At 65.8% G+C, this 20,849-nt stretch carries 23 protein-coding genes; 9 read left to right on the top strand and 14 right to left on the bottom strand.

Features of this window, described 5'->3' with window-relative positions; genetic code table 11:
- Positions 1 to 106: 106 nt before the first annotated feature.
- The 8 genes from A5744_RS02320 to A5744_RS02285 form a co-directional block, all read right to left on the bottom strand.
- Positions 107 to 547, bottom strand: a complete 441-nt coding sequence (locus tag A5744_RS02320; protein ID WP_076057992.1) for a nuclear transport factor 2 family protein — start codon at positions 545 to 547, stop codon at positions 107 to 109.
- A 663-nt stretch (positions 548 to 1,210) separates the two neighbouring features.
- Positions 1,211 to 2,533, bottom strand: a complete 1,323-nt coding sequence (locus A5744_RS02315; protein WP_076057991.1) for a cytochrome P450 — start codon at positions 2,531 to 2,533, stop codon at positions 1,211 to 1,213.
- A gap of 4 nt (positions 2,534 to 2,537) precedes the next feature.
- A complete protein-coding gene (locus A5744_RS02310) occupies positions 2,538 to 2,951 on the bottom strand; it encodes a lipoprotein LpqH (RefSeq protein ID WP_076057990.1) in 414 nt (137 codons plus the stop codon).
- A 4-nt stretch (positions 2,952 to 2,955) separates the two neighbouring features.
- Positions 2,956 to 3,813, bottom strand: a complete 858-nt coding sequence (locus tag A5744_RS02305) for an SDR family oxidoreductase (protein ID WP_076057989.1) — start codon at positions 3,811 to 3,813, stop codon at positions 2,956 to 2,958.
- Positions 3,814 to 3,824: 11 nt separating this feature from the next.
- Entirely contained in the window at positions 3,825 to 4,298 is a 474-nt protein-coding gene (locus tag A5744_RS02300) for an SRPBCC family protein (RefSeq protein ID WP_170874407.1), read from the bottom strand.
- A gap of 39 nt (positions 4,299 to 4,337) precedes the next feature.
- The gene (locus tag A5744_RS02295) at positions 4,338 to 4,751 is read right to left on the bottom strand and encodes a transglycosylase family protein (RefSeq protein ID WP_076057987.1); all 414 of its coding nucleotides are present in this window, start codon (positions 4,749 to 4,751) and stop codon (positions 4,338 to 4,340) included.
- A gap of 130 nt (positions 4,752 to 4,881) precedes the next feature.
- Complete coding sequence (locus A5744_RS02290) at positions 4,882 to 5,451, bottom strand: chorismate mutase (RefSeq protein WP_076057986.1); 570 nt, start codon at positions 5,449 to 5,451, stop codon at positions 4,882 to 4,884.
- Positions 5,452 to 5,489: 38 nt separating this feature from the next.
- Complete coding sequence (locus tag A5744_RS02285; RefSeq protein ID WP_076057985.1) at positions 5,490 to 6,479, bottom strand: alpha/beta hydrolase family protein; 990 nt, start codon at positions 6,477 to 6,479, stop codon at positions 5,490 to 5,492.
- A gap of 466 nt (positions 6,480 to 6,945) precedes the next feature.
- Here A5744_RS02285 and A5744_RS02280 point away from each other — a divergent pair, with 466 nt between their 5' ends.
- The gene (locus A5744_RS02280; RefSeq protein ID WP_076057984.1) at positions 6,946 to 8,070 is read left to right on the top strand and encodes a hypothetical protein; all 1,125 of its coding nucleotides are present in this window, start codon (positions 6,946 to 6,948) and stop codon (positions 8,068 to 8,070) included.
- Here the strand turns inward: A5744_RS02280 and A5744_RS02275 are convergent.
- Genes A5744_RS02275 through A5744_RS02265 form a run of 3 tightly spaced genes read right to left on the bottom strand, consistent with a single transcriptional unit; the run spans position 8,067 to position 10,954 of the window.
- Positions 8,067 to 8,642 (bottom strand): YceI family protein, encoded by a 576-nt coding sequence (locus A5744_RS02275; protein ID WP_076057983.1) that lies wholly within the window; start codon positions 8,640 to 8,642, stop codon positions 8,067 to 8,069. The genes A5744_RS02280 and A5744_RS02275 overlap by 4 nt on opposite strands.
- A gap of 25 nt (positions 8,643 to 8,667) precedes the next feature.
- A complete protein-coding gene (locus tag A5744_RS02270; RefSeq protein WP_076057982.1) occupies positions 8,668 to 9,681 on the bottom strand; it encodes an alcohol dehydrogenase in 1,014 nt (337 codons plus the stop codon).
- Between the two features lie 10 nt (positions 9,682 to 9,691).
- Positions 9,692 to 10,954 (bottom strand): cytochrome P450, encoded by a 1,263-nt coding sequence (locus A5744_RS02265; protein WP_076057981.1) that lies wholly within the window; start codon positions 10,952 to 10,954, stop codon positions 9,692 to 9,694.
- 188 nt (positions 10,955 to 11,142) lie between these two features.
- Here A5744_RS02265 and A5744_RS02260 point away from each other — a divergent pair, with 188 nt between their 5' ends.
- The 4 genes from A5744_RS02260 (at position 11,143) to A5744_RS02245 (ending at position 12,826) form a co-directional block, all read left to right on the top strand.
- Positions 11,143 to 11,742 (top strand): dihydrofolate reductase family protein, encoded by a 600-nt coding sequence (locus A5744_RS02260; protein ID WP_076057980.1) that lies wholly within the window; start codon positions 11,143 to 11,145, stop codon positions 11,740 to 11,742.
- Between the two features lie 88 nt (positions 11,743 to 11,830).
- Positions 11,831 to 12,229, top strand: a complete 399-nt coding sequence (locus A5744_RS02255) for a hypothetical protein (protein WP_076057979.1) — start codon at positions 11,831 to 11,833, stop codon at positions 12,227 to 12,229.
- Between the two features lie 11 nt (positions 12,230 to 12,240).
- Positions 12,241 to 12,528 carry a hypothetical protein gene (locus tag A5744_RS02250; protein ID WP_076057978.1) on the top strand — a complete coding sequence of 96 codons (288 nt, stop codon included), beginning with the start codon at positions 12,241 to 12,243 and terminating at the stop codon, positions 12,526 to 12,528.
- Positions 12,529 to 12,598: 70 nt separating this feature from the next.
- Entirely contained in the window at positions 12,599 to 12,826 is a 228-nt protein-coding gene (locus tag A5744_RS02245; protein ID WP_076057977.1) for a hypothetical protein, read from the top strand.
- A gap of 20 nt (positions 12,827 to 12,846) precedes the next feature.
- Here A5744_RS02245 and A5744_RS02240 read toward each other — a convergent pair whose 3' ends face one another.
- Together A5744_RS02240 and A5744_RS02235 are read right to left on the bottom strand one after the other, a co-directional pair.
- Positions 12,847 to 13,977, bottom strand: coding sequence for a nitronate monooxygenase family protein (locus A5744_RS02240; protein WP_076057976.1), 1,131 nt, complete (start codon positions 13,975 to 13,977; stop codon positions 12,847 to 12,849).
- Positions 13,978 to 14,090: 113 nt separating this feature from the next.
- Positions 14,091 to 14,552 (bottom strand): hypothetical protein, encoded by a 462-nt coding sequence (locus A5744_RS02235; RefSeq protein WP_076057975.1) that lies wholly within the window; start codon positions 14,550 to 14,552, stop codon positions 14,091 to 14,093.
- A 58-nt stretch (positions 14,553 to 14,610) separates the two neighbouring features.
- On the opposite strand from A5744_RS02235, the gene A5744_RS02230 reads away from it, so the two are divergent.
- The 4 genes from A5744_RS02230 to A5744_RS02215 all read left to right on the top strand — a co-directional run bounded on the left by A5744_RS02230 (position 14,611) and on the right by A5744_RS02215 (position 19,926).
- Positions 14,611 to 15,351, top strand: a complete 741-nt coding sequence (locus tag A5744_RS02230) for a glucose 1-dehydrogenase (protein ID WP_076057974.1) — start codon at positions 14,611 to 14,613, stop codon at positions 15,349 to 15,351.
- Between the two features lie 110 nt (positions 15,352 to 15,461).
- Positions 15,462 to 16,847: an HNH endonuclease signature motif containing protein gene (locus tag A5744_RS02225; RefSeq protein ID WP_076057973.1), complete on the top strand. Its 1,386-nt coding sequence runs from the start codon at positions 15,462 to 15,464 to the stop codon at positions 16,845 to 16,847.
- 102 nt (positions 16,848 to 16,949) lie between these two features.
- Positions 16,950 to 18,890, top strand: a complete 1,941-nt coding sequence (locus A5744_RS02220) for an NAD(P)/FAD-dependent oxidoreductase (RefSeq protein WP_076057972.1) — start codon at positions 16,950 to 16,952, stop codon at positions 18,888 to 18,890.
- Positions 18,891 to 18,900: 10 nt separating this feature from the next.
- Positions 18,901 to 19,926, top strand: coding sequence for an alcohol dehydrogenase family protein (locus A5744_RS02215; protein ID WP_076057971.1), 1,026 nt, complete (start codon positions 18,901 to 18,903; stop codon positions 19,924 to 19,926).
- On the opposite strand, the gene A5744_RS02210 is transcribed toward A5744_RS02215, so the two are convergent.
- Positions 19,916 to 20,839 (bottom strand): class I SAM-dependent methyltransferase, encoded by a 924-nt coding sequence (locus A5744_RS02210; protein ID WP_076057970.1) that lies wholly within the window; start codon positions 20,837 to 20,839, stop codon positions 19,916 to 19,918. The two genes, A5744_RS02215 and A5744_RS02210, sit on opposite strands and share 11 nt — an antisense overlap.
- Positions 20,840 to 20,849 lie beyond the last annotated feature (10 nt).

Here is a 20,849-nt window from a genome sequence, read left to right as displayed (position 1 = left end):
AGCCGCTATCCCCTTTAACGACTCACGGACGACTAATAGCCCCTATCGCCGCCGGCCACACCCTCAATCGACAAAGTTCACGCGCTATCCACCAACCGGTAACCGCTCAGACGAGGCCGGTCGCGTCGAACACCCAGCTGGTGTCCCCGGCAAGACCCTCGAAGTGGTTGGGCGGCGCGAAGCTGACGAGGCTGTTCATGTCCCAATAGTCTTTCCAGACAGTAATTTTCCCGTCGATGACTTTGTGGACCGTGACGAACCTCAACACGCCGCGCTCGCCCGTCGCGAAAGTCCAAGTCTCCGAATGCTCGTAGATGGCATCGGGGCCGTTGGATACCAGCAGCCCGTCATGGTTCTCGTAGCCCGCAAGCGGCTCGAGCCCCATTTTCAGCCGTTTCACGATGTTGTCGGGACCCCGCGCCGACAACGCGGGGACCGGCATGTCGGCGTACAGGCAGTCGTCTGCCAGGAACGTCTTCACCGCGTCCCAATCGCGCCGCGAAAGCGCCTGCCACAGCCCGCTGACGACGTCCTCGACCGCGATCATAGAAGCCTCTGTCATAGCGGCCAATAAACCCGGTCGCCGGGCGGATGTCAACCGCGGCTTTACGGCGGATACTCAGCGGGTGACGCCGTTGCGGCGCTGCCTCGCCGAGGAGATCGCACCGACCTCGTCGGCGGTTTTCGGTCGCACAGCACCCCGCTAACGCGACGGCGGGACTGACCGCGCCGCCGGAATCGATCGCCGCGTCACAGCTGCTTGATGCCCGTCGACGGCGGCTGACTAGGTCCTATCGGATCGCCAGCCTCGCGGGTGCGGTGCTTTCGGTGATGTTCTTCGGCTTCGGTGCTTACCAGGTGTACGCGCACAACTTCGGCACACCGACCAAAGCGACGATCGTCAGCTGCGGCCGTGGCACAGAGGACACCCGTCATGGCACATGGACCCTGGACGGCAGGACACATACGGGCCGAATTTGGGGAGACGTCGAGGGTCTGCCGGCGGGTTCATCGCTGGATGTGCGGATGCTTAATGGCTGGGCGTTCGCGCCGCGCTTCCCGAAGTGGGAGTTCATTTGGGGTGCGATTTTCGCGGTCGCAGCTGTTTGGCCATCGTGGCCCAAACGGCGGCGAACAGGCCACGCCGGGCCAGCACGGCCCGGACGGCATGCCGGCCCCTAGAGCTGATGGGCACACTAGCCGGAGGCCCTTAGGTGTCGACCCGCGCCATCGACCGCGCTGGGCCCAGGATCACCGGCAGCGTCGACCACCCCCGCAGCACGCGGGTGTCACGCCGGCTTCCGGCACCCGCCGCCCGCACGCCGGGGAAGCGGTCGAAGAACGTTCGCAGACCGACCTCACCCTCGGCGCGGGCGAGGGCGGCGCCCAGGCAAAAGTGGCGGCCACCGGAGAACGCGAGATGCTTTCCGGCATTGGGCCGTTCGATGTCGAAGCGATGCGGGTCGGGAAATACCGACGGGTCCCGGTTGGCCGCGGCGAGGTAGACCACCGTCAACTCCCCACGCTCGACCCGCTGGCCCGCCACCTCGACGTCGTTGCGGGCCACTCGCGCGGTGAGCTGCACTGGTGACTCCAGCCGCAGGATCTCTTCAACGGCGTTGGGCCACAACTCCGGACGCTGCCGCAGCGTGTCGAGGTGCTCGGGCGCGTCCAGCAACATCCGAATCCCATTGCCCAACAGGTTCACCGTGGTTTCGAACCCTGCGGCCAGCACCAGCCCGGCGATCGCCTGAAGCTCCGTCTCATCCAGATATGTTTCGGCAGAGCCGCTTTCGGCTGTTTGGATCAACTGGCTCATCAAATTGTCGCCCGGGGTACGCCGCAATTGCCGCAGATGCTCCGCGAGCCAGGCGTTGAATCCGGCGATTCCCTGCTGCACGGTCCGGTACTGACGCCACGGCAATGCGATGTCAAGACTCGGCGCGGCCAACTCACCGAATTCCAGGATGCGCCCCCGGTCCTGCTCGGGTACGCCCAAGATGTCGCTGATGATCGCGACCGGAAGCCGCGAGCAATACCGTCCAACAATGTCTACGACACCGGGCTCTTCGGCCAGCTCATCCAGGAGATCGGCCGCGGTCTGCTCGACCCGATCCCGCAACGCGGTGACTGCCCGCGGGGTGAACACGGCCGACACCGTCTTGCGGTAGCGCGTGTGGTCCGGCGGTTCGACGGCAAGCAACGACGGCGCACGCAATGGATGTAGCAGGTCGTCGCGTGCGCGCCGCTCCAGCCATCGCATCGGCGCCGGCAGATTCGATCCGAATATCAGCACCCGGAAGTCGTCGGATCGCAGCAATTCATGGGCGACCGCATGGTCGGCAGTGATGAGGCTCGCCCGGCACTTCACCAGCGGGCCCTGCGCGCGCACTTCGTCGTAGAACGACACCGGGTCGGCCGCCACCTTAGGATCGACGATCAGCCTGCCCTGCAAATCTCCTCGTCGGGCCCCGATCGCCGCGAGACCCCTGATCAACCCGTGCATCGCAAGCCAGTGCAATCTCTGCTTCATGGCTTCAGCACTCGGCGCTGATCTTGAAGTCCGTTGTGACTACCTTGTTGGGATTGCGGCTGTTGATCCCGTAGGCGCTGCCGGAGATGGTGTACGCCCTGTCGGTGAGTTCGACGTGCGCGCTTCCGACGCCGCCTTGCCAGAAGCTGCCGGTGAACCCGTCGATATTGCGGATTTTCACCCACTGGGGAATGACGCGATACCCGCTGAGCAGTACTACCGCTTCCACGTGGCCGTCGCGGTCGGGGATCTCGATGGTCCGGTACGACTGCAGCTGACTGCACGCGGGAGGTCGGGCGCTGTGCGTGGTCCCGTCGATGGTCAGGCGGGCGGCCCGCAGTGGCGTCGTCTGGGCCTGCGAGCATCCGGCGACGCCGGCGACAAGGGCCAAACCGATCGCGATCACCCGTTTCTGCACGGATTCACTCCTTCACTGGGGTCTTTTTCCCTGGGGTTTTCGGCATCAGCGCGGGTAGAGATTTGACGATGCGGCCTCGCACGAGCTCGGGGCTCAGGCCCTTGAACAGGTCGATCAAGCGAATGCCCTTGGGTACGTACCAATGCAGGCGCCTCGGGTGGTGGTAAGCCTGCCACGCGGCGTCGGCGACGCTGGTCGCCGGCATCAGCCGGAACAAGCCCTTTTTTGGCGAGGTGGCGCGGAGTTCCTCGCCGGACATCGTCGACCCGCCGTCGTCGGAGTGGTTGGTCGTCGTGGTCAGGATCGCGGTGTCGATCAGACCGGGAAGGACGTCCGCGACGCGCACCCCGTGTCGCTGCCACTCGACGCTGAGCGCCTCGGTCAGGCCCTTGACCGCATGCTTGGTCGACGAATAGACCGCGATGCGCGGCATCCCGTAGGTGCCCGCCGACGACGACGTCGTGAACATCAGGCTGCCCGGCGCCCGCTTGAGGTAGGGCAGTGCGCCGTAGGCCCCGGTCAGCACCGCTTTGTAGTTGACCTCCACCACGCGCATGGCGGCGTCATACGGCACGTCCTCGAACCAGCCGGATTCACCGATGCCGGCGTTGTTCCACATCATGTCGAGTCCGCCGCCGGTATTGCCCGCGCAGAAGTCGGCCAGCGCGCCGTCGAGCGCGGCCTTGTCCGTCACGTCGACGACCCGGGTCCACAGCCGCTCGGCGCCCAGTTCCCGGCTCAGGGCCGCCAGGCCGTCGCCGTTGCGGTCCACCGCGGCGACCCGCCATCCGTTGGCGTGGAAGAGCTTTGCGCCCTCGCGGCCCATGCCGCTGCCCGCGCCGGTGATAAAGATCGATTTCACCCAGTCCGCCTCTAGCCCGCCTCGACCACATCTTTGATGCGGTTCAGCGTTTTGGTCATGTCGCGGATGTTGCGGCGCTTGCGCAGAAAGCCGCCCAGCAACCAATACACACCGAGCCATGGCGCCGGGTTGAGGCGAAACGATTCGGTGACGTCCGTGCCACCGCCGGAAGGCGCCAATCGGTAGTGCCAATTGTTGACCGGGCGGTCGCCGAGCATGACCGCGAAGCCGAACTCACGTCCGGGTTCGCACGCGGTCACCTTGCACGTCGTCCAGTACACCGGGCCTATCTCGTTGCGCCGGACGTGGCCGCGGAATTTGGCGCCCAGCGTCGGGCCGGCGGCATCGCCGAGCCACTCTGCCTCAATGACTTCCGGGGAGAACCGCCCGGTGTTGCGGACATCCGCGATCAGCTCCCAGATCTTTTCCGCGGGCGCCGCCATATGTACTGTCGCCGAACCTTCCATGGCCTGATCCAAACACAGCTTTGTGCGCGGTCATAGACCATGGGCAGTCATCGACCATCAGTGCGGGATGCTCGCCTGAATGATCCCGTTGATGATTTGTTTGATGCCCTGTGCGGGGTGCGAATACAGCCCGATCGGAAGGCCCGACGCGGCGCCGCACTTCGGCCATGCCTCGACGCCCTGGTCGGCAAAGACACGGTTGGCCACCGCGATCTGTTCCTCCCTGGATGCGGCCGCCGGGTTACCGACGCCGCCGTATCTGGTCCAGGTGGCTGGTTTGAACTGCAGCCCACCGTATTCGCCGTTGCCGGTGTTGGCCTGCCAGTTCCCGCCGGATTCGCACTGCGCCACCGCATCCCAGTTGGGGGTGACGGGGGTGGCGTTGGCCTCGACGGTTGAAGTAGTCAGCGACGCTGCAACGAACCCGCCGGCCATCAGGGACTTGACGAGAGGCTTGCAGAGTTTACTCATGTCAAACAATTCGGCAGCTGTGTCCGAAGCGTTACCAATTCGAAAATTGGCCGAGATAGGCCGTCTATCAGCCGAAATCGGTTCTCACCAGCCAAAAGGCAGCTTTAGAGATTCGTAAGAAATGACTAAATCAGCCCTGGCAGTACGAGCTCGTCGCCAACGAGAGCGCTTGCCGGTCGACGCCGTCGAGCTGGCGCGCCGAGATGACGCCGTTGCTGGCGGTGTCGAGTTGCGGGCCGCACGCCGGCGAATGCAGCAGGCCCCAGTTGGCCGCGATCTGGGTCAGCATTGTCTGGTTGAGGGCGTCGATCGCGCCCCGCAACGCGGGCAGGTCGGGCGCAGCGGCCGGCAGGTTGGACGGGTCGAGCTTCCATCCCGCGAACCGGCTGTATTCGATTGCCTCGGTCGCGTGGATCTGGTCGCGGAAGACCTGGGTGACGTAGTCCGGGTCGACGTGCCGGGCGGTGGCCTCGGCGCCCAGCTTGGTGAGTTCTTGTTCCGCGCGGCCCGGGTCCTCGATGGAGCCGTGCGTCCGCCACTTGACGGCGGCCACCGGCTCGGCGAGCTGCAAGCGCTGCGCCGCCGCGTCGACCAACGCGGTCAGTGTGCTGTCGCCGCGCGCCTGCGGCGCCAGGGTTGCGACCAGAACCGCCGGCGCCGCGATCAGAACGACCCTTAACGCGCTACTGCGCCTGACGATGGCGTCAAGCGCAGTAGCGATGTTCGGACTCCGACGGGTTATCCGCCGCCGCCAGGGGTCGCGCCCAAGCTGCTCTGCAGGTCACCCTTCATCGCGTTGAGCTGCGCTCCCCAGTACTCCCAGCTGTGGGTTCCGTAGGCGGGGAAGTTGAACACGGCGTTGTGGCCACCCGCGGCGTTGTAGGCGTCCTGGAACTTCTTGTTGACGCCGATCATGAAGTTGCTCTCCAGGAACGTCGCCGGCAAGTTGGCACCGCCCAGCTCGTTCGGAGTTCCGTTACCGCAGTACACCCAGAGCCGGGTGTTGTGTTCGACGAGCAGGTTGACGTTGACCAAGGGGTCGTTCCGTTGCCACGCCGGGTCGTTGTCCGGCCCCCACATGTCTTCCTTCTTGTAGCCGCCGGCGTCGCCCATCGCCAAACCGATCCAGCCCTGCCCGGTGGACGGGCTGAGGTAGCCGGACAGCGAGCCGGCGTAGACGAATTGGCCCGGGTGGTAATTCGCCAGGTTCATCGCGGACGCACCGGCCATCGAGATACCCACCGCAGCGCTGCCGTTCGGCTTGACGCCCTTCTGCGACGACAGATACCCCGGCAGCTCGCTGGTCAGGAACGTCTCCCACTTGTAGGTCGAGCAGCCGGCCTTTCCGCACGCCGGGCGGTACCAGTCGGTGTAGAAGCTGGACTGCCCACCGACCGGCATGACGATGGATAGGCCGGACTTGTAGTACCACTCGAACGCGGGCGTGTTGATGTCCCAGCCGTTGTAGTCGTCCTGCGCGCGCAGGCCGTCGAGCAGGTACACCGCCGGCGAGCCGCTTCCGCCGCTCTGGAATTGGACCTTGATGTCGCGGCCCATCGCCCCGGACGGAACTTGCAGGTACTCGACCGGCAGGCCCGGGCGCGAGAACGCGCCCGCGGTCGCCGTCCCCCCGGCAAAACTGATCAGGCCCGGCAGGGTGACGGCTGCTGCTGCACCGACCAATAGCCGCCGTCTCCAGGCCCGAATCTTTTCGCTCACGTCTGTCATACCTGCCCCTTAGTCGTGTGGTAGTCGGGTGCCCTCGCAGAATTTACCGTGTGAATAGGTCAAATGTCGATTAGGACGCGAAGTAATCTCGCTTTGATATCGGTTAGCCCCTGTCAATCAAGTACCGCTGCTCCGTGGGCCTCCGACCTCGCTGACCGCCAGCAGTGCCAGGCAGCGCGTAATACATAAAGGCTGTCTAATCAAAAGTGAGCCGGATGCCGCCCCTCGCCGCGATTTCTGTCGCGGCGAGTCGACACGCTGGCTCAATCTGCGAGTTTGTCCGGGATGCCACACTGGCGCGGCCGAACCTGAACCGACCGCGTAGGCTCTGTCGGAGCAAGCCGATGGAGACCAACCCCTCCTGGTCCGTTCCGGCTCTCACGAATCACCGCACCAGCGGACTTCCTGGTGCGCGCGGTGGTTTGGTCGAGGGCGTTGGAGGCCCGGGAACGATCGAGGTGCAAATTTGGACGCGGTACTAGGGCTGTCACTGACGCCGACCACCGTAGGGTGGGTCCTCGCTGAGGGGCATGGCGCAGACGGCACCATCGCGGACCATCGGGAATTGGCGCTGCAAGCGGGACGCGGTGTGCGCGCCGTAAGCACCGCGGAGCAGGTGGCGGACGAGGTATTGCGGGTGAACGCGCTCGCGGCCGCGGGCGACCGCCACCTCCGTGTCATTGGAGTCACCTGGAACGACCAAGCGTCCGCGCAGGCCGCCCTGCTGTTGGAAGCGCTGACCGACGCTGGTTTCCACAACGTGGTGCCGGTTCGATTGCTTGATGCCGTCGAGACCCTGGCGCGCGCCATCGCGCCTGTGATCGGTCACGACCAGACCGCGGTCTGCATCCTCGAACATGAGTGGGCGACGGTCGTCATGGTCGACACCCATGACGACCAGACCCAAACAGTCGTCAAGCATGTCCGCGGCGGCTTCGACGGACTTACCCAGTGGCTGGGCGGAATGTTCGAACGCAACGGGTGGCGTCCGGGCGGAGTCGTTGTCGTCGGCGCGGACACTGATATCGACGGGCTCTCATGGCAACTCGAAAACGCCTTGCCGGTACCGGTTTTCGCGCAAACCATGGCGCAAGTGACGGTGGCGCGGGGAGCGGCTCTCGCCGCGGCGTCCAGCACCGACTTCACCGATGAGCAACTGGTCGCGCACATCAGTGAACCCGCCGCCGCCGCGCCCGAGCGGAGTCGGCAGCTGTCCTACGCCGGGGCCATGACCGCGTTGGCCGCCGGCACGGTTACCTTCGTCGCGTCGGTCTCCCTCGCTCTGGGCATTCAGCTGGCGCCGGGCGCCCAGCCCGCGGGGCCGAAGCACTCGGTGCACCCACCCACGCCGCAAGTCGCCGAGGCCGTCGCTCCCGCGGTCGCACCGCCCCGCGAAACCGAGCAGGCTGCCCCTCATTCCAAGGCACCGGCCGGTGAGCCGGTTGCGGAGCCGGGCGCGCCGGACGAACAGCAAGGCGTACCGGGGGAGCCACAGCCCGAATCGAATGGACAGCCGTATTTGACCAGGATGCTCGAGCACATCCCCGGCGGCACCGGCGATTCCGGTCCGCACGCGCCGACCCAGCCTTAATCCAAGCGCTTGCCCTTCGGGTGCACCGCGGCGAAGGACACCGTCACGTCGTCGGCAACCTGCACCGAGCCCATCAGCAACGAATAGGGCTTGACTCCGTAATCGGTTTGGCGAACCTTGGATTCGGCGGACATTCGCCACGAATCACCGAGATCCTCCGTGCGCAAGTCGATTACGTGCTCTCGCGACTTTCCATTGATGTGCAGCTCGCCGGTGAGACGGTACCCGTCGCCGGTCTTGACGATGGCCTCGATATTGGCAGCGGCATCGGCGGCGAATCGGATCTCCGGAAATCGCCCGGCGTCCAACGACTTCAACGCGTTGGACCGGACCAACGCCTTCTCGGCACCGGACAGACCTTTGACGCCGCCCTCGCCGCGCAGCACCTCGAACGAATCCGTCTCGACCGCGAGCTGGACGGCGACGGGCTCGGCACCGGCCCAGCTCACCGTCGCGTGCCACCGCGTCATCGCGATAGTGAGCCGATGACCCATCCGCGCGGCTCTGCCCTTGACGCCGGTACGAAGTAACAGCTCCCCGTCGGATGCGTCCAGGGCCCACCGGTCGGTCACGGACCGACCCTATCCGCGCCATTGTTCACATTGTCAAAACGGTGCGGTAGTGCGCCCGGCCGCCTTCCAGCGCCGCATAGCCCTCCGCGGCTTGCGACAGCGGTAACTCCTCGATCCACGCCCGCACCCCGGACAAGACCGCGAAATGCATCGTGTCCTCGACATCCTTGGCCGTCCCGGAGGGATGGCCAACAATGCTGACGCCCGGCGTTATCAGCTGCACGGGACTGATGGGCAGCGGTTCGGGCGTGACGCCGATGGTGACCAGTTCCCCTTGGGGCAGTATGCCGCCGACCGTGGCCGCCATGGCCTTCGAGTTGCCCGCGGTGGCCAGCACGACCGTCGCGCCGCCCAAGGCCTTCAGCGCCTCGGCGGGGTCACTGGCCGTCGAGTCGATGTAGTGATGGGCGCCCAGCTTGCGGGCATCATCGGCTTTGCCGGTGCCTCGGTTGATCGCGATGGTCTCGAATCCCATTGCCCGGGCGAACTGCACCCCGAGGTGGCCCAGGCCGCCGACCCCGAGTATCGCGACCCGATCGCCGGGCAGCGCCTTGGTGTGACGTAGGGCGTTGTAGGTGGTCACTCCGGCACAACCCAAAGGGGCGGCCTCGGCGTCGGAGAGCTCTGCCGGTATTCGGGCCAACGCGCTGACCGGCACGGTCACCGACTCCGCGTAGCCACCGGGATATTGCCAACTCGGCACCTTGCCGTTCTCGCAGTGAATGAACCGGCCTTTGCGGCATTGATCGCAGCGGTAGCAGCATCCGCCGAACCATCCCACCCCGACGCGATCGCCGATTGCGAAATCCTGCACGCCATCGCCGATTTCGGCGATTTTGCCGGCGATTTCGTGCCCGGGCGTCAGCGGCCACGACATGCCCGGAAAGCCACCCGCGACAAAATGTGCGTCGGTGCCGCAGATGCCACACGCGGTAACCGTCAGACGAACCTCGTCGGGGCCCGGCGGCTTGGTTTCGACATCGACCAGTTCTAACGGTGCTCCAGCGGACTTTACGTGAACGGCTCGATGCGTGGGCATGCGATTGATGCTAGTGCGCGACAGGGGATTTCGCCGTGCCGTTGGTGTGGTAGTCCACCTGCCAATGCTTGATCCCGTTGAGCCAGCCCGAGCGAAGCCGCTCGGGTTTGCCGATCGATTCCAGGTTCGGTATGCCGTCGGCGATCGCGTTGAAAATCAGGTCGATCGTCATGCGCGCCAGGTTGGCGCCGATGCAGTAGTGCGCACCCGTGCCGCCGAATCCCACGTGCGGGTTGGGGTCGCGAAGGATGTTGAAGGTGTACGGGTCGTCGAACACGTCCTCGTCGAAATTGGCGGAGCGGTAGAACATCACGACCCGCTGGCCCTTTTTGATCTGCACGCCGGACAGTTCGTAGTCCTCCAGCGCGGTCCGCTGGAACGACGTGACCGGCGTGGCCCACCGGACGATCTCGTCTGCCGCGGTGGCGGGACGCTCCTTCTTGAACAGTTCCCACTGATCGGGGAAATCGGTGAAGGCCATCATGCCCTGGGTGATGGAGTTGCGCGTCGTCTCGTTTCCGGCGACTGCCAGCAGAATGACGAAGAAGCCGAACTCGTCGTCGGACAGCTTGTGCCCGTCGATGTCCGCCTCGATCAGCTTGGTGACGAGGTCATCGCCGGGGTTCTTCGCCCTGTCGGCGGCCATCTGCATGCCGTACATGATGAGTTCGACGGAGGCGGTGATGGCGTCGTTGTTGGCGAACTCGGGGTCTTGGTCGCCGACCATCTCGTTGGACCAGTGGAAAAGTTTCTTGCGGTCTTCCTGCGGCACGCCCATCAGGCCGGCGATGGCCTGCAACGGCAGCTCACACGACACTTGCTCGACGAAGTCACCGGATCCTTCGGCCGCCGCGGTCTCGACGATGCGCCGGGCGCGCTCGGCGAGGTCTTCGCGCAGCCGCTCGACCGCCCGGGGAGTGAAGGCGCGCGAGATGATCTTGCGCAGCCGGGTGTGTTGCGGTGCATCCATGTTCAACAGCACGAACTTCCCGCGTTCCACCTGTTCGCCGACCGTGCCGTCCTTGTAGCGGGGCAGGGCCGTCTTCTGCAGGCTGGAGAAGATATCGCTGCGCAGCGAGATCTCCTTGACGTCCTTGTGCTTGGTCACCACCCAGAAGCCGCCGTCGTCGAACCCGCCCGCGCCAAGGGGTTGCTCGTTCCACCAGATCGGTGCGACTCGGCGCATCTCGGCCAACTCCTCCACGGGCAGCCGCTCGGCGTAGATGTCCGGGTCGGTGAAATCGAAGCCGGCAGGCAGATTGGGGGTCGGCATGAACCACTCCTCGATACGACGTGTTCTAGTGCCAATAAACCATTGCAACACCCCGGTTGGGAAGCACCGAAGCAATTTCGACACCCGCGAACTGCAACATGTTCAGCGGCGATGAATTTTCCTGACGCCGGCGGTCTGCACCAGTGAGCACCGACCAACAGCACCGAGCAAACGAAAGGGCGTGACGGATGCGCATCGTGCTGAGCGACTTCATGAGCCTCGACGGCGTCGTCCAAGCACCGGGCGGGCAAGGCGAAGACACCGAGGGTGGATTTGCGCACGGCGGCTGGTCGATGCCCTACTTCGACCCCGCCACGATGGGCCCGGCCGTCACCGAGAGTATGGCCGCCACGGAGGCCCTACTGTTCGGCCGGCGCACCTGGCAGACCATGGCTGCGGCCTGGCCGGACCGCGCGGGTGATCCGTTCGCCGACCGAATGAACGAGATTCCCAAATACGTGGCGTCCCGCACGCTCACACCGGACGACCTCACCTGGCCCAACTCGCGCCTGTTGCCTGCCGACGACGCGGTCGGCGCCATTCGCCAGCTGCGAGCGCAGCGCGGTGCCGCCCTGCAGGTGATGGGCAGCGCGTCGTTGGCCGCGCAGCTGATCGAGCAGGACCTGGTCGATGAGTACCGCCTGATGGTCGAGCCGATCCTGCTTGGTGGGGGCAAGCGGGTGTTTCCCAGCGACGGCCAGGCCCGCGCGCTCGAGCTGATTTCCGTCACCACGACCGGCACCGGCGTTCTCATCTGCACCTACCACCCGGCCAACCATTCGGAGTAGTGCCCCGCCCAGAAGCAATACGACCTTGTGGCCCGCGGCTCAATGGATATGCTTTGGTGCAGGTCACCGGCGACAAGTGGGGTGGAACATGATTCGGGCACTGCTAAGCGCCGCTTCGATAGCGGGCATCACGATCGGCATGGCGCCGTCCGCGGCCGCCGGTTACGACGGCGACGTGCCGAACATGAACTATCAGGCTTCGCTGGGCGCGCCCTGCGATAACTACGAGCGCTTCATCTTCGGCCGAGGACCAAGCGGCCAGGCCGAGGCGTGTCATTTCCCGCCCCCGAACCAGTTCCCCGCGGCCACCACCGGCTACTGGGTCATCTCCTACCCCCTGTATGGGGTGCAGCAGGCCGGCGCGAAGTGCCCGGGCCCGCAAGCGGCGGCGCAGTCGGATCGCGGGCTTCCGATGCTGTGCCTGGGAGATCAGGGCTGGCAAGAGGGATGGTTCACCGGGGCAGGGTTCTTCCCGCCCTCTTCGTAGCGGGTCGACCGATGAATGACGTCCGGCCGGCCGCCCCGATCCCGCGGTGGCTGCGCTTTGTCCTGGCATCCGATCGCACCGGCTCGGCGTGGTACATCGGGGCCGGCTTCTTCTTCGCCCCACTGCTCGCCGTGCTGTCGCCGTGGCCCGCGGTTACCGCCGTCCTGTGGGGGATCATCGGCGTCGCAGGGCTATGGCTGGGGCTGCTCGGCGTGGCGATGGCCATCGGCCTGGCGCGAATATTGCGGTCCGGCGCCGAGATTCCGGAGGACTACTGGCGCAGACTGGTCAACTACTGAGCGTCTAGAGTCCTTACCAAGGTTCTGCAACGCATCCTGCAACCAAGTCCTGCAACCAAGGGAGACTCCGATGGCCATCAACGCCAAAGACGTGGTCGACGCCGCCAGGGACATCGCGACCAATGCCGTCGAAAAGACTTCGGACATCGTCGAACACGCCAGTGACATCCTCCGCGGCGACATCGCCGGGGGTGCGAGCGGCATCGTTCACAATTCGATCGACATCGCCACGCACGCGGTGGACCGGGCGAAGGAAGTGTTCACCGGTAAGGATGCGGTCGACGTCGACGACGAGTAGCCGCCGTCAGACGGTGGCCGCTAGACGGTGGCGGCCTCGTTGAGCTCGTCCAGCCTGTTCGTCGCCTCCAGGTACTCCTGCACCCAGCGTTCGATGACCGTCGAGGTCTTTTCCACCTTGCTGAACTGACCGACGACCTGGCCGACGGGGTTGAATGCGACGTCGACGGTCTCGTTCGGGTACTTGTTCGTGGCCCGCACCGCCATGCCGGAAACCATGTACTGCAACGGCATTCCCAGCGGCTTCGGGTTGTCGGCCTGCTCCCATGCCTCGGTCCAGTCGTTGCGCAGCATCCGGGCGGGCTTACCGGTGAACGAACGGCTGCGGACGGTGTCCCGGCTGCTGGCCTTCGCGTATGCCGCCTGCTGAACCGGGGTGTTCGAGGCTTCCTCGACCATCAGCCATTGCGATCCGGTCCACGCGCCCTGGGCGCCCAGCGCCAGTGCCGCCGCGATCTGCTGGCCGCTGCCGATGCCGCCCGCCGCCAGCACCGGCACCGGGGCGACCTCCTTGATGACCTGCGGCCACAACACAATTGAGCCCACCTCGCCGCAGTGACCGCCGGCCTCGCCGCCCTGCGCGATGATGATGTCGACGCCCGCGTCGGCGTGCTTGCGCGCCTGCGACGGTGAACCGCACAGCGCGGCGACCTTGAGTCCGGCGTCGTGGATGTGCTTGATCATGTCGGCCGGCGGGGTGCCGAGCGCGTTGGCGATCATCTTCACTTTGGGGTGCTTCAGCGCCAATTCGACCTGTGGGGTGGCCGTCGCCTCGGTCCAGCCCAGCAACTGCAGGGTGTCCTCGTCGGCGTTCTCCACGGGCACGCCGTGATCGGCAAGGATCTTCTTGGCGAAGTCGAGGTGCTCCTGGGGCACCATCTTGCGCAGGGTGTCGGCCAGCTCCTCGGCGGACAGGTGCGAGTCCATGCCCTCGTACTTATTCGGGATCACGATGTCGACACCGTAGGGGTGGTCGCCGATGTTCTCGTCGATCCAGTTGAGCTCGATCTCGAGCTGCTCGGGCGTGAAGCCCACGGCGCCGAGCACGCCGAACCCCCCGGCCTTGCTGACAGCCACCACGACATCGCGGCAGTGGGTGAAGGCGAAGATCGGGAACTCGATACCGAGTTCATCGCAGATAGGGGTGTGCATACCAACTCCTGGGACGCTCGCCGAATTGAAACGTGTTCTAGTTTAGTACGCACCCCCTTGACGAGGCCAGCCGCCCCTCACCAGCGTCCCGGAACTACGACGCGTCGCCGATGTCAGAGCACCACGGAGTGGGCCACCCACAAGATCAGGAACCCGAGGATGCAGCAGACGCAGACCAGATGATCGCGGCAGATGGAGCGCGCCAGGCGGGTCTGCTCGGGCGGGCTGTCGGTGCGGCGCCCGAGCCGAACGGCGTCGGGAACGGTCTGGGTCAGTGCCAGCATGATCGGGATGCCCGCGAGCAACGCCGACGTCACCAGCAGCCAGGCGGGGTCGTGCCCACGCGTGGCCTGAAACCCCAACGCGCCCAACAGGGTAAGCATCACAAGGGCGATCAGCCGGTTCATCGGTCGCGACGTGGTCGTCGCCCGGTGGTAATACGCGGCGACGGACGCGAGCACCGCCTCGGGCAGTTCGTCACCGCCGCGGTGCCGGAGAACCTGGGCATCGAAAATCAGATCCATCCATAAGACGGCGAAAAGGAACCCGCCGCACGCCACAAGTAATGGGGCCACCGGTCATCCACCTCCGCTTCGCCCAGGCGCTCCGCCTCAATTGTTAGCCTGACCCGTCATGGGACGAGTGGATGACAAGGTTGCACTGATCAGCGGCGCGGCGAGGGGGATGGGCGCCTCGCACGCCCGGCTGCTCGTGGCCGAGGGCGCCAAGGTGGTGATCGGCGACATCCTCGACGACGAGGGCAAAGCGCTGGCCGACGAGCTCGGCGCCGCGGCGCGCTACGTCCATCTCGATGTGACGGATCCCGAGCAATGGACGGCGGCCGCGGCCGCGGCGGTGGCGGAGTTCGGCAAGCTCAACGTCTTGGTCAACAACGCCGGAATCATGAACTACGGCCCGCTCAAGACCTTCGACCTGACCAAGTGGCAGCAGATCCTCGACGTCAACGTCACCGGCACGCTGTTGGGCATCCAAGCGGTGATCGATCCGATGACCGCGGCCGGCGGGGGCTCGATCGTCAACGTCTCGTCCATCGAGGGCCTGCGCGGCGCGGCGTGGGTGCACGGCTACGTGACCTCCAAGTGGGCGGTCCGCGGCCTAACCAAGTCCGCCGCATTGGAATTGGCACCGCACCACATTCGCGTCAACTCCATTCACCCCGGTTTCATCCGCACCCCGATGACCGCCAAGCTTCCGCAGGATCTGCTCAACATTCCTTTGGGACGGCCCGGGGAGGCGCAGGAGGTGTCGATGTTCGTGCTCTTCCTCGCCAGCGACGAATCGTCGTATGCGACCGCGGCCGAGTTCGTCATGGACGGCGGCTTGATCGCCGACGTTTCACACAAGGCCGAGTAGCGGTCCTTCAAACCCATCGGCGAAACCACTTGCGCCACTTGCGTTTCAGTGGTTTAGAGAGTGGTTTCTCGGTGAAGATTCTTGTCGGTGGCCCGTCGTAGTATCCGAACATGCTTTCGAGTGATCGTGCGGAGATCGAAGCCGACTATGTCGGGCTGCGCGCCGCGGTGTCGCGGATCCTCGAGCACTCTTACGACGCGCTGACCACGCCCGAGCGGCCGGCATTGCTCGACCAACTCGAGCATGAGGCGCGGCGGCTCCGGGCGCCGGGCCACCAATTGATCAATCAGCTCGCCGGGCAGGCGACGCCTGAAGAGCTGGGCGGCAAGCTGCCCCATGCACTCGCCGACCGGCTGCACATCACGCGCAGCGATGCGAACCGGCGGATAGCCGACGCCTCCGACTTGGGGCCGCGCCGCGCGTTGACCGGTGAATCGCTGGAGCCGCGGCTGACCGCGACGGCCGCGGCCCAGCGCGACGGAGCTATTGGGACTGCTCACGTTGCGGCGATTCGCGACTTCTTCAATCAGTTGCCGCATTGGGTGGATGTACAGACCCAAGAACGAGCCGAGCAACATCTCGCGCAGCACGCCATCCGGTTTCGCCCCGAGCAACTGCGCAAGCTGGCGGATCGGCTCGCCTACTGCCTCAACCCGGACGGGAATTTCACCGATATTGACCGCGCCCGCCGCCGTGGGCTGATCCTGGGCAAGCAGGACATCGACGGGATGTCGCGGCTCAGCGGCTGGCTAACGCCGGAAGTGCGTGCCACCGTCGAGGCAGTGCTGGCAAAACTGGCGGCACCGGGAATGTGCAATCCCGCGGACGCCATCCCGGTAGTCGATGGCGTGCCGGACGAGGAGGCAGTCCAGCGTGACGCCCGTTCGGCTGGCCAACGCAACCACGACGGATTGCAGGCCGCGTTACGCGCTGTGCTCGCAAGCGGGAAACTGGGGCAGCACAATGGATTACCGGCGACCATCATCGTGACCACGACGCTCAAGGAACTCGAAGCGGGTACTGGCAGGGCGGTCACCGGGGGAGGCGCCCTGCTACCGATGAACGACGTGATCCGCCTGGCCCGCCACGCGCACCACTACCTGGCCATCTTCGACAAGGGCCAAGCTCTGGCGTTGTATCACACGAAGCGGCTTGCCTCGCCGGGACAGCGAATAGTGCTCTACGCCAAGGACCGTGGGTGTTCGGCACCCGGCTGCGATGTACCCGGCTATCTTTGCGAAGTCCACCACGTTGACGAGTACGCCGCGTGCCAGGCGACGGACATGGACAACCTCACGTTTGTCTGTGGCCCCCACCATCGACTATTGCGACCCGGCGGCTGGACGACCCGAAAACGCGCCAACGGCGACACCGACTGGATTCCGCCGCCGCACCTCGACCGTGGCCAACCGCGCACCAACACCTTCCATCACCCCGAGGAGGCGGTGTGCGAGGAAGCCTACGAGGAAGCCTGCGAGGAAGACGACGACCCTTGATCCGCTCCGTCGGCAACGGGTAGCGTAGTGCTGCCAATTACGAAACTCCTCGTAGCGTAATTCCTGTAGCGTTATGTCACGACCGCCGAAAGGATCGGCTTGATGCGCAGCCGTTATGCCGGCCATCCCTTCACGACGTCGACGCCGGAAATCGCGGCCGCGCTAGAGGATGTCAGCATTCCGACGCTGCTGCTTTCGCTCGTGCATATTACCGGCGACCCGCGATTCATCCGTGAGTTCAAACAGATGGGCATCTTTCTCAACGAAGTCCAGGGATTCATGTCGGAGGAGGACAAGGCACGGGCCCGCGCGGCGGCGCTGCCGGTGATCACCGAGTATCGCGACCGCGGCTGCCCCGAACCGGAGCCGCTGAGCCCCGAGCTCATCCGAGAAATGATGGACTGGGCGGCCTGCGAGCACGTACCCGACGACTACCTTGCCCTCGTCTCCGAGGAGCTCGACCTCGACGGGGCCGACCCCCGCCGCCCGGCGCCCCTGCCGCCCGAGCGCGCGGCCGCGCTTCCGGTGCTCGTCGTCGGCTGCGGCGAGTCCGGCATCCTGGCCGGGGTGCGTCTGCGACAGGCCGGCATCCCCTTCACCATCGTGGAGAAGAACGCCGGTCCCGGCGGAACATGGTGGGAGAACACCTATCCCGGGGCCCGCGTCGACGTGGCGAACCATTTCTATTGCTACAGCTTCGAACCCAACAACGACTGGACACACTTCTTCGCCGAGCAGTACGAGCTGCAGGACTATTTCACCCGGGTGATGAACAAGCACGAGCTGACCGAGCACGTCCGTTGGAACACCGAGGTTCTCGCGGCCGAATGGCAGGATGACGCCGGCATGTGGGCCGTCACGCTGCGCTCGGCCGACGGGCAGACGACCACCGTGCAGGCGCGGGCGCTCATCACCGCGGTCGGTCAGCTGAATCGCCCCCACATCCCCGAATTCGACGGTGCCGACACCTTCGAGGGGCCGTCGTTTCACTCCGCGGCCTGGGATCACTCGGTGGACCTGACCGGCAAGCGCGTCGCGCTCGTCGGCGCCGGCGCCAGCGGCTTCCAGATCGCACCGGCGATCGCCGGAGAAGTCGAGCGGCTCACCGTCTTTCAGCGCACCGCGCAGTGGATGTTCCCGAATGCGATGTACCACGACGAAGTCGGTGACGGCGTGCGCTGGGCGATGCGCCACCTGCCGTTCTACGGCAGGTGGTACCGGTTCCTGGTGCTGTGGCCCGGCTCCGACAAGGGTCTCGACGCCGCGCAGGGCGACCCGAATTATGCCGATCAGGAGTATGCCGTCAGCGACATCAACGCCGCCGCGCGGATGATGTTCACGCAATGGATCACCAGCCAGGTCGGCGACGGCCCAGACTCCCAAGAGCTGCTGGCCAAGGTCATGCCCGACTATCCCGCCACCGGCAAGCGCACGTTGCAGGACAACGGCAGCTGGCTGCAGACACTGCAACGGGACAACGTCGAGCTGGTGCGGACGCCGATCCGCAAGATCGTGCCACGCGGCATCGTTACCGACGACGGGGTCACCCACGAGGCTGACATCATCGTGTACGCCACCGGATTCCGGCACACCGACGTGCTGTGGCCGTTGAAGGTCACCGGCCGCGACGGGATCGATCTGCACGACATGTGGGGGAGCCGGCCGTACGCGCACCTGGGCGTCACCGTTCCGCAGTTTCCCAACTTCTTCATCATCTACGGACCCGGCACGCACCTCGCGCACGGGGGCAGCCTGATCTTCCAGTCCGAACTGCAGATGCGCTACATCGACCAGTGCCTCACGCGGCTGGCGGAGCCGAACGTGCATTCCGTGGAACCGCGTGCGGAGGCGGCCAGCGATTGGCATCGGCGCACGCAGACCCAGATCAAGAAGATGGTGTGGTCACATCCGGCGGTCAAGCACTCGTACTTCAAGAACGCCGACGGGGAGATCCACACCGTCAGCCCGTGGCGCCTCAACGAGTACTGGGCCGCCGTCCGCGAGCCCGACTGGTCACAATTCGTTGTGCGAGAACGAAAGTGAAGCTTCAACCATGCGCACAGTAGTCGTCGATGGGCCCCGCAGCGTCAGGGTCGATACCCGTCCCGATCCGGCGCTTCCCGGGCCCGACGGGGCGATCGTCGAGGTCACCGCCGCGGGCATCTGCGGATCGGATCTGCACTTCTACGAGGCCGATTTCCCACTCACCGAGCCGATGACGCTGGGCCACGAGGCGGTGGGCACCGTCGTCGAAGTCGGACCCGACGTGCGCACCGTCAAGGTTGGCGATCAGGTCATGGTGTCATCGGTGACCGGCTGCGGTGCGTGCCCCGGCTGCGCCACCCGCGATCCGGTCCTGTGCTACTCCGGATTTCAGATCTTCGGCGGCGGCGTGCTCGCCGGAGCACAGGCGGATCTTCTCGCCGTGCCGGCCGCCGACTTTCAGCTGCTCAAGATTCCCGAGGCGATCAGCACCGAACAGGCGCTGCTGCTCACCGACAACCTCGCCACCGGCTGGGCGGCGGCGCAGCGCGCCGACATTCCCTACGGCGGCACCGTCGCGGTCATCGGCCTGGGCGCGGTCGGCCTGTGCTCACTGCGCAGCGCGCTTTTCCAGGGCGCGGCAACGGTTTTCGCCGTCGATCGGGTCGACGGGCGCCTCGATCGGGCCGCCCGGTGGGGGGCAACGCCGATCAAGGCTCCGGCGGTCGAGGCCATCCTGGCCGCCACGGGAGGCCGCGGCGCCGACGCGGTGATCGACGCGGTCGCCACCGACGCGTCGCTGACCGATGCGCTCAACGCGGTGCGGGCCGGCGGCACCGTCTCCGTTGTCGGCGTGCACGACATGAACCCGTTTCCGCTCAACGCCCTGGGCTGCCTGATCCGCAGCATCACGCTGCGGATGACCACGGCGCCGGTGCAGCGAACCTGGCCGGAATTGATTCCGCTGCTTCAGTCGGGCCGGCTCGATGTCGACGGCATCTTCACCACGACGCTGCCTTTGGCGGAAGCGGCCAGGGGCTACGCGACGGCGGAGTCGCGGTCCGGTGAGGACGTGAAAATTCTGCTCACCCCTTAGCTCGCCGGGTCGCTGTGACGTACTGCGAGCGCATGAAGCTGTCGATCTTGACGTCCACGTCCGGTGGCGTCATGCCGTAACCGGCCTGCAACTCGAGGGTGTTGCGGACGGGCTCGACAGCCCACCCATGGCCGGCCAGCCACTCCGCGGGCTCCGACTTCGTTTCGTAGGTGAGCGCGGAAAAGTCCACGTCACCCGACATGTTCACGCCCGGGTGCGTCGACTCCAGGGCCTCGAGCTGTGCGCGGTCCAGGCGCGATCCCAACGCGCCCAACGCAACTCGACTACCCGGCGCACACAGCTCGGTGATTCGGGCGAACAACGCGGTTTGCGCATCGTCGGTCAAGTAGGGCAACACTCCCTCTACCGACCAGGCGCTGGGGCCTTGCGGGTCGAACCCCGCCGCCCTCAACGGCGCCGGCCAATCCGTCCGCAGGTCGGCGGCGACCGCGATCCTGTGGGCCTTCGGGGTCGCGCCGTGCTCGCCCAGCACGCGCGCCTTGAACTCCAGGACTTTCGGTAGATCGACTTCGAAAACCGTTGTGCCTTCCGGCCATTCGAGGCGATACGCCCGGGAGTCCAATCCGGCGGCGACGATCACCGCCTGCCGGATGCCGGCTTCGCCGGCCGAGCTGAAAAAGTCGTCGAAGAAGCGCGTCTGCACACCGTAAAGGCGGGGAAAGGCGGTCTCGTCCTCGGTGGCGCCCGGGTTGGCCAGCACACCCGCGAGATAGGGGTCCTGCGCGGCGGCGATGAAGAGCTTCGCGTAGTCGTCGCGGACCAGCGGCTGCGGGCTCGCGGCGTGCACGGCGCGCCAGCCCGCCACCAGCAGCGCGGTATAGCCCACGCCGCTGACGATGTCCCAGTCGTCGTGCTCGGAACGAAGTGACCCGAATTCCGGTGTGCTGCTCACGGTAATCAAA

Source organism: Mycobacterium sp. IS-1264 (assembly GCF_001954195.1).
In the GTDB taxonomy this organism is placed as follows: domain Bacteria; phylum Actinomycetota; class Actinomycetes; order Mycobacteriales; family Mycobacteriaceae; genus Mycobacterium.
The sequence above is the reverse complement of the archived record's forward strand: the minus strand, read 5'-3'. Positions and strand labels throughout refer to the sequence as shown.